The organism is Salinibacterium sp. SWN167 (genome assembly GCF_015864665.1).
GTDB lineage: Bacteria > Actinomycetota > Actinomycetes > Actinomycetales > Microbacteriaceae > Rhodoglobus.
Genome location: NZ_JADYWU010000001.1, coordinates 1,886,744 through 1,899,802 on the forward strand (window position 1 = coordinate 1,886,744; position 13,059 = coordinate 1,899,802).

The 13,059-nt window shown below is 59.3% G+C and carries 15 protein-coding genes; 14 read left to right on the forward strand and 1 reads right to left on the reverse strand.

Going from position 1 to position 13,059, the window contains the following annotated elements:
- The first annotated feature begins 143 nt into the window (after nucleotides 1–143).
- The 12 genes from I6E60_RS09005 (at nucleotide 144) to glpK (ending at nucleotide 10,457) form a co-directional block, all read left to right on the forward strand.
- Nucleotides 144–560, forward strand: coding sequence for a DUF805 domain-containing protein (locus I6E60_RS09005; protein ID WP_197179787.1), 417 nt, complete (start codon nucleotides 144–146; stop codon nucleotides 558–560).
- 53 nt (nucleotides 561–613) lie between these two features.
- Nucleotides 614–1,543, forward strand: coding sequence for a YHYH protein (locus tag I6E60_RS09010; RefSeq protein WP_197179789.1), 930 nt, complete (start codon nucleotides 614–616; stop codon nucleotides 1,541–1,543).
- Nucleotides 1,540–2,181, forward strand: a complete 642-nt coding sequence (locus I6E60_RS09015) for a DUF305 domain-containing protein (RefSeq protein ID WP_197124847.1) — start codon at nucleotides 1,540–1,542, stop codon at nucleotides 2,179–2,181. Before I6E60_RS09010 ends, I6E60_RS09015 begins: the two co-directional genes overlap by 4 nt.
- A 113-nt stretch (nucleotides 2,182–2,294) precedes the next feature.
- A complete protein-coding gene (locus I6E60_RS09020) occupies nucleotides 2,295–2,978 on the forward strand; it encodes a GAF and ANTAR domain-containing protein (protein ID WP_231601178.1) in 684 nt (227 codons plus the stop codon).
- A gap of 29 nt (nucleotides 2,979–3,007) precedes the next feature.
- Nucleotides 3,008–3,748 (forward strand): GAF and ANTAR domain-containing protein, encoded by a 741-nt coding sequence (locus I6E60_RS09025; protein WP_197124851.1) that lies wholly within the window; start codon nucleotides 3,008–3,010, stop codon nucleotides 3,746–3,748.
- Between the two features lie 107 nt (nucleotides 3,749–3,855).
- Nucleotides 3,856–5,052: an NAD(P)(+) transhydrogenase (Re/Si-specific) subunit alpha gene (locus I6E60_RS09030; protein ID WP_197179791.1), complete on the forward strand. Its 1,197-nt coding sequence runs from the start codon at nucleotides 3,856–3,858 to the stop codon at nucleotides 5,050–5,052.
- Nucleotides 5,052–5,375, forward strand: a complete 324-nt coding sequence (locus I6E60_RS09035; RefSeq protein ID WP_231595187.1) for an NAD(P) transhydrogenase subunit alpha — start codon at nucleotides 5,052–5,054, stop codon at nucleotides 5,373–5,375. The genes I6E60_RS09030 and I6E60_RS09035 overlap by 1 nt, the downstream gene beginning before the upstream one ends.
- Nucleotides 5,372–6,793: an NAD(P)(+) transhydrogenase (Re/Si-specific) subunit beta gene (locus I6E60_RS09040; RefSeq protein ID WP_307841803.1), complete on the forward strand. Its 1,422-nt coding sequence runs from the start codon at nucleotides 5,372–5,374 to the stop codon at nucleotides 6,791–6,793. The genes I6E60_RS09035 and I6E60_RS09040 overlap by 4 nt, the downstream gene beginning before the upstream one ends.
- A 65-nt stretch (nucleotides 6,794–6,858) precedes the next feature.
- Nucleotides 6,859–7,932, forward strand: coding sequence for a 2,3-butanediol dehydrogenase (locus tag I6E60_RS09045; protein ID WP_197179793.1), 1,074 nt, complete (start codon nucleotides 6,859–6,861; stop codon nucleotides 7,930–7,932).
- On the forward strand, nucleotides 7,922–8,368 hold the full coding sequence (locus tag I6E60_RS09050; protein WP_197179795.1) for a pyridoxamine 5'-phosphate oxidase family protein: 447 nt from the start codon (nucleotides 7,922–7,924) through the stop codon (nucleotides 8,366–8,368). The genes I6E60_RS09045 and I6E60_RS09050 overlap by 11 nt, the downstream gene beginning before the upstream one ends.
- Nucleotides 8,369–8,498: 130 nt before the next feature.
- On the forward strand, nucleotides 8,499–8,870 hold the full coding sequence (locus I6E60_RS09055) for a YchJ family protein (protein WP_197124863.1): 372 nt from the start codon (nucleotides 8,499–8,501) through the stop codon (nucleotides 8,868–8,870).
- A gap of 78 nt (nucleotides 8,871–8,948) precedes the next feature.
- On the forward strand, nucleotides 8,949–10,457 hold the full coding sequence (glpK, locus tag I6E60_RS09060; RefSeq protein ID WP_197179797.1) for a glycerol kinase GlpK: 1,509 nt from the start codon (nucleotides 8,949–8,951) through the stop codon (nucleotides 10,455–10,457).
- On the opposite strand, the gene trpD is transcribed toward glpK, so the two are convergent.
- Complete coding sequence (gene trpD, locus I6E60_RS09065; RefSeq protein ID WP_197179799.1) at nucleotides 10,454–11,509, reverse strand: anthranilate phosphoribosyltransferase; 1,056 nt, start codon at nucleotides 11,507–11,509, stop codon at nucleotides 10,454–10,456. The two genes, glpK and trpD, sit on opposite strands and share 4 nt — an antisense overlap.
- A 78-nt stretch (nucleotides 11,510–11,587) precedes the next feature.
- On the opposite strand from trpD, the gene I6E60_RS09070 reads away from it, so the two are divergent.
- Both I6E60_RS09070 and I6E60_RS09075 read left to right on the forward strand, forming a co-directional pair.
- Nucleotides 11,588–12,223 carry a heme-copper oxidase subunit III gene (locus I6E60_RS09070; RefSeq protein ID WP_197124659.1) on the forward strand — a complete coding sequence of 212 codons (636 nt, stop codon included), beginning with the start codon at nucleotides 11,588–11,590 and terminating at the stop codon, nucleotides 12,221–12,223.
- 16 nt (nucleotides 12,224–12,239) lie between these two features.
- Nucleotides 12,240–13,052 carry a c-type cytochrome gene (locus I6E60_RS09075; protein ID WP_197124661.1) on the forward strand — a complete coding sequence of 271 codons (813 nt, stop codon included), beginning with the start codon at nucleotides 12,240–12,242 and terminating at the stop codon, nucleotides 13,050–13,052.
- Nucleotides 13,053–13,059: the final 7 nt, after the last annotated feature.

Consider the following 13,059-nt stretch of genomic DNA (forward strand, 5'->3'; position numbering starts at 1 on the left):
TTATTCACGGTACGCTCACGACGCTTGAGCGGGGGCATTCTTCACCTTTTCCTCAGGAAGCGTCCAGATTGCGGCTCGAAGTAAAGCGCGATCACCCCCGAAAGCCGTACCCTTGAGTCACGCCACCTAACCGGGGAGAGATCGTGACATTCTTTGAGTCCATCGCCACCGTATTCCGCAAATACGCGGATTTCACCGGGGTTGCTAGTCGCCCTGAATATTGGTGGTTCGCGCTGTTCTCCTTTATTACGTCCGGAATCGCTGCGTCGCTCGACCCGAGCAGCGGCAACGATTTTGGCCACATGGGATCCAACTTCGGGTATTCGGTGGGGCTCAGCACCGCATGGTCGCTCGCGCTCCTTATTCCTCAGCTCGCCGTCACTGTGCGCCGCCTCCGCGACACTGGCCGCAATTGGACCAACATTTTCTGGCTCCTCGTGCCTATTGCTGGTGCCATCGTTCTGATCGTGTTCCTGACTCAGCCGAGTGTGACGCGATCGGGTGAGACGCAGCAGGCTGCTCCCGGGCATGTTCCTCCGCAGATCCCAGGAGTTTCATAAAGAATCCATAGAGTCTTCCGCCAGCATGGGCCTCCTCACGATCAGGAGAGACCATGAATCGACTTGTTAAAACCATCGCCACAGCTAGCGTGCTGGTTATGGCGCTCGCCGGTTGCACTACAGCCTCGAGCACTGCGATAGAAACCGCTGAAGCGAGCCCCGAAGCGACTGCCACAGCCGCTGAGACCGCCTCAACTGCCACTTTTGCGGCCTCCACGGGTGATTGCGACGCCATGGCCGCGACCTTCCGAGACGTCGAAAGCGCGAACGCTGACCTCGCGGATCCCGAACTCACGGCAGTCTGCGATGGTGACACCCTCACGATCAGCAGCAACAGCATCCCCGACTATCTCTACATCGCGACCACACCAGGATCGCCCAAAGTCTCCGAACTGACCATGACGATCCCGGTCACCCCCACCGAAGCAGACGAGCCAAGCGCTGTGCCCTATCTTGGTGCCCTCGGCGTCGCGGTCAACGGAGTACCGATCTACGGGCCTACAGAAGGCACCGGCGGAGATGTGCAGTCCCTCGAGGGTGCCCTTTCGGTCTGCGGCAGCCACAGCGGTCCAACCGACTTCCACATCCATTGGTTTGGCTACGCGGATGGTGTCGATTGTCTCTATGACGCTGACGAGGTAGAAACCGGCGAATCACTCGTCGTGGGCTGGGCCGCTGACGGCTACCCCATCATGTCCGGAATCGTGTGCTCGGATGACGAGTGCAGTGAAACGACTCAGCTCACGAGCAGTTGGGAACTCACCGACGAATCACAATTCGCCACCGACACCTGGGCCGCCCACAGCTATGTCGAAGGCTCTGGCGACCTCGACGAATGCAACGGACGTGTCGACAGCGACGGACAGTACCGTTACTACGCCACGACCACATTCCCCTACTTCCTCGGCTGCTACCACGGTGATGTTGCGGATGACGCTCTGAGCGGCAACAACGCCGCCGCTCCCGGTGGCGGCCCGGCATGATCACGGCGACAGAGCGTGCGCCAGGTGCGATGAACCCCGCCCGCCGCAGCTTTCTCGCGTTCGGGATACTCGCCGCAGCCGGCTCAGCGCTCGCCGCCTGTACGACCTCTACCGCTACCGTTACCGAGGGCGCAAGCGCCGCCGAAGAAACGCCCAGCGACACTGATATCGGCTTCTTTAAAGACATGGCGTTGCACCATGAGCAGGCCCTCGCCATGTGCCAGCGCGTGATCGGACGCAACAATGGCGACTCTGTTCAAGCACTGGCCGCCGACATCCTGCAAAATCAATCGTTCGAGCGAGGAGTGATGCACACCTGGCTTACCGTGTGGGGCGAGAGCACTGCGCCTCCCGAGACAGTGATGGCATGGATGGGGATGGAAATGCCGGCCGCCGATATGACCGGGCTCGCGACCGACGAACAAATGACCTCCCTTTCCACCACCACCGGGATGGCGCAGGGCCGACTGTTTCTGAACCTCATGCGCGCCCACCACGTCGGCGGCGTCCACATGGCCGCTTATGCGAACGAACACGCCGCCGTGAGCACTGTGCGAGCAACCGCTGAACGTATGAATGTCATCCAAACGTATGAAATCGGCATCATCGATCAGCTACTCTCAACCAGCTATCTTTAGCCGGGCGTTCTCTTTCGCGGTGATAAACTCTCACCCGGAAGGTAAGCACCTTCCGAACTCGTCCACACCCTGCCTGAGTTCTTGATTGAGTGACCATCTCGTTGAAGGCCATTATGCTTTCGAATCCAGAAGTTTCAGCAACACCGGCGCCAGCTGACGATTGCCTCTGCTCGCCTTTCGCAACGACGCTCAACGTCACCGGCGTGGCAATTTCAGTCATCGATGAATACGGAAACCAATTGACCGTCTGCGTCAATGGCCGCCTTGCTGCACGATTGGATGCTCTTCAATTTGAGCTTGGCGAAGGACCAGCGCGGCAAGCACTCTCTAGCCGCTCCCCCGTGTTGTGGCCTGATCTCGATCAGGACTCTGAAACAGGATGGCCCGTTTTCCAGAATGCCGCGCGCGAGCTCGGTGTCCGCGGAGTTTTCAGTTTTCCGCTCGTGCTCGGCAACGCCGTCGTCGGAGCAGTCAACTTGAGCACAACCACGCCTCACGAGGCCGACGCCGATTTCGTTTCGAATGCTCAAAGCATGGCAAATAATGTCGCGCTCACGGCCGTTGAACGGGCACTTCACGCTGCTCAACGACACAGTTCGCCAGAGACTGAACAAGCACCAGCCCTTCGGCGCGAAGTCCATCAGGCCACGGGCATCATTATTTCGCAGTTAGGTCTCTCCGCTCCGGATGCCTTTGCCCGGCTGCAAGCCCATGCATTCTCTACTGGGCGCCCCGTCGATGATGTAGCACGTGACCTAGTTACGCGCGTGCTTGAGTTCGATCCCGTCACCGAATAACCACCTCCCCCGCAGGAAAGAAGGATCAGATGGACGGCACAACCCGCGAGGCCCAGATCAGTGCAGCGTTCGTTACCGTTGCAGAAACGCTTACCGCCGAACACGACATGGTGGATGTTCTCCACACCTTTGTGGAACGGTGCGCAGAGATTGTGCGCATGGATGCCGGCGGCCTAGTGCTGGTCGATGATGCTGATGATCTCCAACTCATGACGTCGACAAGCGAAGCGGCGATGATGCTGGAGAGTATGCAGCTCGCTGACGCAGCAGGCCCATGCATCGAGTGTTTTCGCACAGGAGAAGCGGTCGCCATCAACGATATTTCTACGTCAGTGGCGTGGCCCGAATTTTGTGCTACTGCCGTTGATCAGGGGTTCAATTCGCTGTTGTCGATCCCAATGAAAGTTCACGGCAGGGTTATCGGCACGATGAACCTCTTTCGTGCGGCGAGTGAAGCGGTCAGTTCACGCGATGCGGCTGTGGCTCAGGCCCTCGCCGACGTTGCGACAATCGGAATCACTCACGAGCGAGCCCTTCACCAAGCGCAGGTCGTCGAAGAGCAGTTGCAGAACGCTTTGAACAGTCGAATTGCCATTGAGCAGGCCAAGGGAGTAATCGCGAATGGGCTATCGCTCAGCATGGATGACGCGTTCGTTCTCCTCCGCAAATACTCCCGGGACTGCAATCTCACGCTACGGGCGGCGTCAGAGATGGTGAGCCGACGCGAGATCACGGTGCAACACATTGTCGCCGCGGCGACCAGAGGCTAACCCTCTCAGCATCTATTCAGATTCGGGCGGCGAACCCGGGTGTACGCTTTAACTAGTTGCTCCAGACCTTGGCAGCGGAATTTGTTCCGTTTCGACCAAGGATGGCAATGGCCAACTCAGATACAAGCCTGACCATCGGGGTTCTCTCCGAAAAAACCTCGCGTGAGCACCGCGTCGCTCTCGACCCGAGCGCAACCAAGCAGCTCATTCAGGCAGGGTTCTCGGTGCTTATTGAAGCCGGGTGCGGTTCAGACGCGAGCTTTACCGATGAGAGCTACCTCTCCGCCGGGGCCACTCTCGCCGCGCGATCTGAGATTATCGCGTCGTGCGATGCACTCGCCGCCCTATCCCTCCCCGCGTCAGACGTCACTAACGCTCTTTCGTCGGGCAGCGCTGTCATTGGACTTCTTGACCCTCTCAATAACCTCGACCGGGTCTCTACGTTGGCGGCTCAAGGGCTCACGCTCGTGGCGCTCGAATTGCTTCCCCGAACTCTGAGTCGTGCCCAGCAGATGGATGCGCTCAGCTCTCAGTCGAGCGCGGCAGGATATCGAGCGGGCATCGTGGCCGCCGAAAAATTCGGTCGCTACTTGCCCATGATGATTACGGCATCCGGAACCGCGACTCCCGCGAAGGCGATCGTGATTGGAACAGGTGTTGCTGGGCTCCAGGCCATTGCCACGACCAAGCGCCTCGGTGCCGTGGTCACCGGCTACGACGTTCGCGCAGCCTCCCACACCGAAGTCGAATCGCTCGGCGCCAAGTTCCTCACGTCGTCCGTTGCGGCCGGCGCTGGTGAAGGCGGCTACGCCCGCGCAATGACCGCCGAAGAGCAAGCGATCCAACAGAAAGAACTTGCGGATGCTCTCGTCACCTTCGACATCATCATCACGACCGCAAAAGTGCCGGGCCGCACTCCCCCGCTGCTGGTCTCGCAAGACACTCTCGCCGAGTTGAAGCCCGGTACCGTCTGCGTCGACCTCGGTGCGAGCGACAAGGGTGGAAATGTCTTCGGCTCAATCGATGGGGAGACTTTCACGACGGCGAACGGTGTCGTCGTGGTCGGCGGTGGCAATCTCGCCGCTGATCTTCCTGCCTCGTCCTCGCTAATGTACGGCCGCAACATCACCGCTGTCGTCGAAGCACTCGCCCCCGCTGGCGCCATCGTGATCGATCCGGCCGACGAGGTGCACAAAGCCATCGTCGTTTGTCATTCGGGAGATGTGGCAAATGTGGCGGTACGCACAGCCCTCAACCTCGACCCCCTCGACTCCACCGAAACTGTGAAAGCTCAGGCCAACTGATGGAAACCTTGTACAGCAACCTCGCGATCTTCGTTCTCGCGCTTCTCGTGGGCGTCGAAGTGATCGGCAAGATTCCCTCGACGCTGCACACCCCGATGATGTCGGGCTCTAACGCCATCCACGGGGTCGTAATCGCTGGTGCCGTTGTCACGGCATCACTTGCTGACTCCCCTACCGGCTACATCCTGACCTTCATTGCGGGTGCCTTTGCTGCCGCGAACGTATTCGGAGGCTATGTCGTCACTGACCGGATTCTGAAAATGTTCACGCGGCCCACACCTCCTAAAACAGTCGACACCACCACAACGGAGGACGCATCGTGACCGGTTTCCAGTTCCTCGTCGGAATTCTCTATCTACTGTCGGCATCGCTCTTCGTCGTGGGGCTCCACATGATGCGGGCACCCGCGACTGCCCGAAACGGTAACCGCCTCTCTGCTGTCGGCATGGTTATTGCGGTCCTCGCGACGATTGTGCTTGCCCTCGTTGTCGATGGCGGCGAATGGATTGCGTGGGTTGCCCTCACCGCAGGCGTGCTCGTCGGTGCAGTGTTCGGGGTTTATCGTGCTCGCACCGTAAAGATGACCGATGTCCCTCAACTCGTGAGCGTGTTCAACGCCGTCGGAGGCAGCGCGGCTGCCGCAATTGCCTTCGCCACGTTCATTCTCGCGACGAGTGCCGATCCCCTTGAATTGACGGTCTCTATCCCCGTCGTGCTCGATGTCCTCATCGGCTCAATTACCTTCTCCGGCTCGCTGATCGCGGCCGGAAAGCTCCAGGGCATCATCCCGGGCAATCCCGTCACGTTCCCCGGTTCGCGTCTGCTCAATGCGCTGGTTGCAGCGATCGCGCTCGGTGCGAGTGTTGCGGCAGTGATGCTTCCCCACAACACGCTGTTGCTCTTGGTAGTGCTCGTGACCGCACTCATCCTCGGCATTCTTATGGTGCTGGCGATTGGTGGCGCCGATGCTCCCGTCGTCGTGTCGCTCCTCAACGCGCTGACCGGCCTCGCCGTGGCCATGGCTGGCTTTGCGATCGACAATCAGGCGCTCATCATCGCGGGTGCCTTGGTCGGCGCAGCGGGCACCATCCTGACGCTGCAAATGGCGCAAGCGATGAATCGCTCCGTGCTCTCGATCATCGTCGGAGGCTTCGGCACCGGCGAGACTACGGCGACGGCAGGACCCGCGGCTGAGGATCTCGCCAATGTGCGGAGCCTCACCTCCGATGATGTCGCCATTCAACTCGCCTATGCGCAACACGTGCTGATCGTGCCTGGCTACGGACTCGCCGCAGCCCAAGCCCAACACGAAGTCGCGGAGCTTGCTGCCCTGCTCATGGCGCATAACATCGACGTCAAGTACGCGATTCACCCGGTTGCCGGCCGTATGCCAGGCCACATGAATGTGCTGCTGGCCGAAGCCAACGTGCCCTACGAACAAATGCTCCAGCTCGACGAGGCAAATGCAGCGTTCGACAACTGCGATGTTGCTCTCGTAATCGGCGCCAACGACGTCTGCAACCCGGATGCTCGAAAGCCAGGCAATGCCGTCTCCGGGATGCCCATTCTCGACGCCGACCATGCCAAAGCCGTTGTCGTCATCAAGCGGTCGATGCGGCCTGGCTACGCGGGCATCACGAACCCGCTGTTCACCGATCCCAAGACGGGGATGCTCTTTGCGGACGCCAAGAAGGCGCTCAAGGACATCACCGTCGCTGTCAAAGAATATGTCTCGGCCTAAACCGAGCAGGAGCCGCCCGGCTTCGTTTTGTCTCCATCCGCTCTCCGTACAGAAAGAAGAAAACCATGAAGGCAGCACGTTTCCACGGTCGCAAAGACATCCGCATCGATGACATTCCGAAACCAGAGCTTCGCCCCGGCGCAGTCGCTATTGATGTCGCGTGGTGCGGCATCTGTGGCACAGACCTTCACGAATATCTCGAAGGCCCGATCTTCATCCCCGCAGCGGGGCATCCGCACCCGCTGACTCACGAAGAAGTACCCGTGACTATGGGTCACGAATTCTCAGGAACAATCACTGCACTTGGCGAAGGAGTCACCGATCTCACCGTCGGCGAGAACGTTGTCGTGGAGCCGTACTTTGTGTGCGGCGAGTGCGCCCCATGTCGCGCTGGCAACTACAACCTCTGCACCAAAATGGGCTTCATTGGGCTGGCTGGTGGGGGCGGTGGTTTGAGCGAAAAGATCGTCGTTGAACGTCGCTGGGTCCACCCCATCGGTGACATCCCCCTCGATCAGGCCGCGCTCATCGAACCCCTTGCTGTCGGCCATCACGCTTTCGTACGCAGTGGCGCGAAAGCCGGAGATGTCGCTTTCATCGGTGGCGGAGGCCCTATCGGTCTCCTCCTCGCTGCTGTGCTCTCTGCCGAAGGGATCACCGTCATTATGTCTGAGCCAGGCACGGCGCGGCGCGAAATGGCGCTCTCTACAGGGGTCGCCGATCACGTGATTGACCCCAGCATTGAGGATGCCGTAGCCAAGGTCATGGAATTGACCAACGGAGTCGGCGCCGACGTCGCATTCGAGTGCTCGAGCATCAACGCCGTACTGGACCAGCTTTTTGATGCGGTGAAGCCTACTGGCGTGATCGTCAACGTTTCCATCTGGGGACACCCGGCACAGCTGGACATGCAAAAACTGGTGCTCAAGGAAATCGATCTGCGCGGAACCATTGCCTACGCCCACGACCACCCTGCAACTATCGCGCTCGTTCAAGAAGGCAAGGTCAATCTGGCGCCGTTCATCACGGGTCGGATCCACCTCGACAAACTCATCGACGAGGGCTTCATGACGCTGATTGATCACAAAGAAACAGCCGTCAAGATCATCGTTCGTCCGGAGGTCAGCAATGTCTCATGACATGAGTGAAGCCGGCTGGTCCCCGCAGGGTCCTGTCATTGAGCTCTCCGATCAGGCAAGCCTGGATCTGCTTGCCAGCAAGAGCTTTGGTCATCTCGCTCTCAGCAATGAGGGGCGCCCAGACATCTTCCCGGTCAACTATTACTGCGACAAGAAAACAATTCTGTTTCGCACCGCATCGGGTTCAAAACTTCACGAACTCACCGAGAACATGCATGTTGCGTTCGAAGTTGATGTGAAGACTCCGGATGACGTGTGGAGCGTCGTAGTTCGAGGCCTGGCAACAGTGCTCGATGACGCCTCACAGGTATCAGCTCAAGCGCTCAAGACGTTGCCCGATTGGGTTCCCGTCGAGTCTTTCGTCTACATCCTGATTGAACCAGAATCCATCCGCGGCCGCCTGTTTGAGCGCCGCCTAGCGATAGGACATAGCTAATGGCAACAGAAATGCTCTTTTGCGTCGACCATAACGGCACGTGTGAGCTCACCACTCCCACGTCCGGCGACGGCGAGACCGACGAGAACGACTAAACGCACGGCACTCCACAACTAGTTACTCTGGGGGGATGAAAGCATGCCCCTGCCAGTCGTTGGAAACCTACGACGATTGCTGCGGCCGATTTCACCGTGGCGAGGCACTTGCTCCCACTGCTGAACGACTGATGCGGTCGCGCTACAGCGCCTACGTCCGTGGCGAGACCGACTATTTGCTGCAGACGTGGCATCCGTCTACTCGCCCGGCAACGCTCGAACTCGATGCGGATGTGCGCTGGTTTCGCCTCGAGATCGTCGCGCGCACCGGCGGCAGCATGTTTGATTCGCAGGGCACTGTCGAATTTCGTGCTCATTATCGCAACGACGGCAGCGCCGACCAACAACACGAAAACAGCAGTTTCGTGCGCGAAAATGGTGCGTGGCTCTATGTCGACGCTGTCTAGGTGACGTGGTTTTGGCAACACGGCTCAGGCAACGCGGTTTCGGCGCCGTAGAGCTCGACGGATAACTAAGGAGAACCGGTGAACTACATACTCTCGATCGATCAGGGCACCACCAGCACCCGCGCGATTATTTTTGACCACGACGGCAAGCCGGTCACTTCAGGTCAGCTCGAGCACGACCAGATCTTCCCCAAGGCGGGCTGGGTCGAACATGATCCGGCCGAAATCTGGCTCAATACCCGTGAAGTCATCGGCCAAGCTCTCTCGAAAGCAAACGTGACTCGCCACAGCATCGCCGCTGTCGGCATCACCAACCAGCGTGAAACCGCCATTATCTGGGACCGCGCGACCGGCGAACCCGTCTACAACGCGATCGTCTGGCAAGACACCCGCACGCAGGCCATCATCGACCGCATCGCCGAGGGTGACACCGACAAGTTCAAGAAAATCACCGGCCTTCCCCTCGCCACCTATTTTTCAGCATCCAAAATTGTGTGGATGCTCGACAACGTCGACGGAGTTCGCGAGCGTGCCGAGGCGGGCGAACTCGCCTTCGGAACCCCCGACTCGTGGGTGCTGTGGAATCTCACGGGCGGTCCCGACGGCGGAGTTCACGCCACCGATGTCACTAACGCGAGCCGCACGCTGTTGATGGATCTTGAAACGCTGACCTGGAGCGACGAGATTCTCGCTGAACTAGGCATTCCGGCGTCGCTCATGCCCGAGATCCGCAGCTCTTCCGGGGTTTTCGGCACTGTTTCCAGCGCAAGCCTGCTGCGCGAAGTGCCTGTTGCCGGCATTCTGGGCGACCAGCAAGCAGCCACCTTTGGCCAAGCCGCTTTTGACGCGGGCGAGTCCAAAAACACTTATGGCACCGGCAATTTCTTGCTGACCAACACGGGCACTGACATCGTGCGTTCACAGAACGGTCTCATCACGACTCTTGCCTATCAACTGGGCGACGAGGCTCCTCGCTATGCGATTGAAGGATCGATCGCGGTGACGGGCTCACTGATCCAGTGGCTGCGCGACAACCTCGGCATTATTTCGCGTTCCGAGGAGGTTGAAACGCTCGCCGCATCCGTCGACGACAACGGCGGCGTCTACTTTGTGCCCGCGTTTTCAGGACTTTTTGCACCCCATTGGCGTCCGGATGCCCGGGGAGCGATTCTCGGACTCACCCGTTTTGTGAACAAGGGCCACATTGCGCGTGCCGCACTCGAGGCCACAGCGTTCCAAACCAGCGACGTCATCGAGGCGGCCAACGCGGATGCTGATGTTGCGATGACGGAACTGCGAGTGGACGGTGGAATGGTGGCCAATTCCGCGCTTATGCAGTTTCAGGCCGACATCCTCAACATGCCGGTCATCCGCCCCCAGGTCGCAGAGACAACAGCCTTGGGCGCGGCCTATGCTGCGGGACTCGCAGTTGACTACTGGAGCGGCCTCGATGAACTGCGCGATCGCTGGAGCGAGGGCGAGCGTTGGGAGCCCCAGATGGATGACGCCGAGCGACAGCGCCTCATTCGCAACTGGAAAAAGGCCATCTCCAAGACCCTTGACTGGGTCGACGAAGATACCGACTAGCGGTTCGTGGCCGCGACCCACTCATCGAGTTTTGTGGCGGCCAAGCCTGAATCGACGACGTGCTCGGCGCGCTCAAGCTGCTCTTTCAACCGTGCGAGCAATGGGCGCTGACTTTGTTCGGGATCTTTCGCCAGCTCAAACGAGGCGAATCCGGCCGCAGCGTTCAGCAGCACGACGTCGCGCGCTGGCGACCTCTCCCCCGCCAAAATTGAGCGAATGACCTGGGCGTTGTACTCAGGATCCTTGCCCAACAACGCTTCGATCGGCGCCCGCGGGATGCCCAATTCCAGAGGATCAAGGTCGTGTTCGGTCACGAATCCCCGCGACACTTCCCAGACGTGACTGTGGCCGGTGGTCGTTAGTTTGTCGATTCCGTCGTCGCCGCGGTACACCAGCGCCGTCGCACCGCGTGTCTGGAACACGCCCACGAGAAGACTCACGCGTTCGCGACTACCGACACCAACAGCCGAGGCCTGCGGGCGGGCGGGGTTACAGAGCGGTCCAAGAATGTTGAACAGCGTGGGGATCCCAAGTTCGCGACGCGTCGGCCCAGCATGCGCGAAACCGGGGTGAAATAGGGCGGCGTAGACAAAGGTAATGCCGACTTCGTTGAGCACTTCGGCTACCCGCTCCGGGGTGAGGTCGAGGTTGAGCCCCAGAGCACTCAGCACATCGGATGCACCGCTCTTGCTGCTCGCGGCACGATTGCCATGCTTAATCACGGGCACGTCCCCCGCTGCCGCAATAATCGAGGCGACGGAAGAGATATTCAGCACGGCACCGTAGGGGTCTCCACCGGTGCCGACGATGTCCAAAGCCATGGGATCTACGGGCAGCGGCACGGCACTCGCCAAAGCAGCATCCCGAAAACCAACAATCTCGTCGACTGTCTCACCCTTGATCCTCAAAGCGATCAACATCGCTGCTAATTGAGCGGATGTTGCTTCTCCGTTCATAACGGATTTCATCGCCCACTCAGCTTGGCTGATTGACAAATCAGTGCCGGAAACAAGGGTTGTAAGGATTTCTGGCCAAGTTGGGGATGCAGACATGAGTGAAATCCTACCGATCCTGAGCCGACAGGCCGGAGATTGAAAAACTTACGCCCAGTTATCAGCCATAATAGATACGTGACCACAGCTGCCCTCAACCGCTCTCTTGGAGCCCAGTCTGTCCAGCGACCGAACACTGTTGCGGTCGGTACCATCGTTTGGCTTGGTAGCGAGGTGATGTTCTTCGCCGGCCTTTTCGCCATCTACTTCACTCTGAAGTCGACGTCCCCCGAATTGTGGGCGGAGCAGACTGCCAAGCTCAATGTGCCATTTGCGACCCTGATCACGATCATCCTCGTGCTCTCATCGGTCACGTGCCAGTTTGGCGTCTTCGCCGCTGAGCGCATGCAAGTGCGTCGCACAGGCAAGCTCTTCGACATGCGTAAGTGGGGAATGACGGAATGGTTCTTCCTTACCTACTCCATGGGCGCAGTCTTCGTCACCGGTCAGGTCTTCGAGTACGCCACGCTGGTTTCTGAACACGTGAGCCTCTCGAGCGACTCCTACGGCTCGGCGTTCTACATCACCACCGGGTTCCACGGACTTCACGTCGCCGGTGGCCTCATCGCCTTCTTGCTGGTTCTCGGTCGCGGATTCGCAGTCAAGAACTTCGGACACAAAGAGGCAACAAGCGCAATTGTTGTTTCCTACTACTGGCACTTTGTCGACGTAGTGTGGATCGGCCTCTTCCTCATCATCTACGTGCTCAAATAAGAACGGAATAGACGTAATGGCCACCAAGGCAGCTCGCGCGTCACGCAGGTCACAACCTGTCGGTCGACGCCATCCTCTTGCGACTGTAGCCCTCCTGCTCGTTGGTTTACTGGGAACGGGCGGCGCATACGCGCTGTTCACCTCGAGTGCAACGGCAGAGACCAGCGCATCCGCCGAAGCACTTGTTGAAGAAGGCGGAAAGCTTTTCGCCGCTAACTGTGCAACGTGTCACGGTCTGGACCTCGAAGGCACCACCCAAGCCCCTACGCTGATCGGCGTTGGCGCTGCAGCGACCGACTTCCAAGTGGGTACTGGCCGCATGCCACTAGCCATTTCGGGCCCGCAAGCAGAACAGAAGCCCGTTCAGTTCACTGAAGAGCAGATTCAGGCTCTCGCGGTCTATGTTGCTTCCCAGGGCCCCGGCCCAGCGATTCCCGCTGACATGTACCTCACCGGGGAAGGCTATGACGTCTCCAACGGTGCCGAACTGTTCCGCATCAACTGCGCAATGTGCCACAACGTTGCCGGTGCTGGTGGCGCGCTTACCGAGGGCAAGTTCGCTCCAGCGCTCGCTGACGTGACTGCCAAGCACGCCTACGAGGCAATGCTGACGGGCCCGCAGAACATGCCCGTGTTCAACGACACGAATCTCACGCCTGAAGAAAAGGCCGACATCATCACGTACCTCAAGTACCTCGATGAGACGCCCTCTGTTGGTGGATTCACGCTTGGATCACTTGGCCCCGTTTCTGAGGGTCTGTTCATCTGGATCTTCGGCCTTGGCGCGATCGTGGCAATCACGGTCTGGCTCACGGCTAAATCAAACTAGTTAGCGA

What these genes read in the sequence shown, in the direction of transcription:
- I6E60_RS09010 (WP_197179789.1), top strand. Translation starts at nt 614, where the DNA reads ATGAATCGACTTGTTAAAACCATCGCCACAGCTAGCGTGCTGGTTATG.
- I6E60_RS09015 (WP_197124847.1), top strand. Translation starts at nt 1,540, where the DNA reads ATGATCACGGCGACAGAGCGTGCGCCAGGTGCGATGAACCCCGCCCGC.
- I6E60_RS09020 (WP_231601178.1), top strand. Translation starts at nt 2,295, where the DNA reads ATGCTTTCGAATCCAGAAGTTTCAGCAACACCGGCGCCAGCTGACGAT.
- I6E60_RS09025 (WP_197124851.1), top strand. Translation starts at nt 3,008, where the DNA reads ATGGACGGCACAACCCGCGAGGCCCAGATCAGTGCAGCGTTCGTTACC.
- I6E60_RS09030 (WP_197179791.1), top strand. Translation starts at nt 3,856, where the DNA reads ATGGCCAACTCAGATACAAGCCTGACCATCGGGGTTCTCTCCGAAAAA.
- I6E60_RS09035 (WP_231595187.1), top strand. Translation starts at nt 5,052, where the DNA reads ATGGAAACCTTGTACAGCAACCTCGCGATCTTCGTTCTCGCGCTTCTC.
- I6E60_RS09045 (WP_197179793.1), top strand. Translation starts at nt 6,859, where the DNA reads ATGAAGGCAGCACGTTTCCACGGTCGCAAAGACATCCGCATCGATGAC.
- I6E60_RS09050 (WP_197179795.1), top strand. Translation starts at nt 7,922, where the DNA reads ATGTCTCATGACATGAGTGAAGCCGGCTGGTCCCCGCAGGGTCCTGTC.
- I6E60_RS09055 (WP_197124863.1), top strand. Translation starts at nt 8,499, where the DNA reads ATGAAAGCATGCCCCTGCCAGTCGTTGGAAACCTACGACGATTGCTGC.
- trpD (WP_197179799.1), bottom strand. Translation starts at nt 11,509, where the DNA reads ATGTCTGCATCCCCAACTTGGCCAGAAATCCTTACAACCCTTGTTTCC.
- I6E60_RS09075 (WP_197124661.1), top strand. Translation starts at nt 12,240, where the DNA reads ATGGCCACCAAGGCAGCTCGCGCGTCACGCAGGTCACAACCTGTCGGT.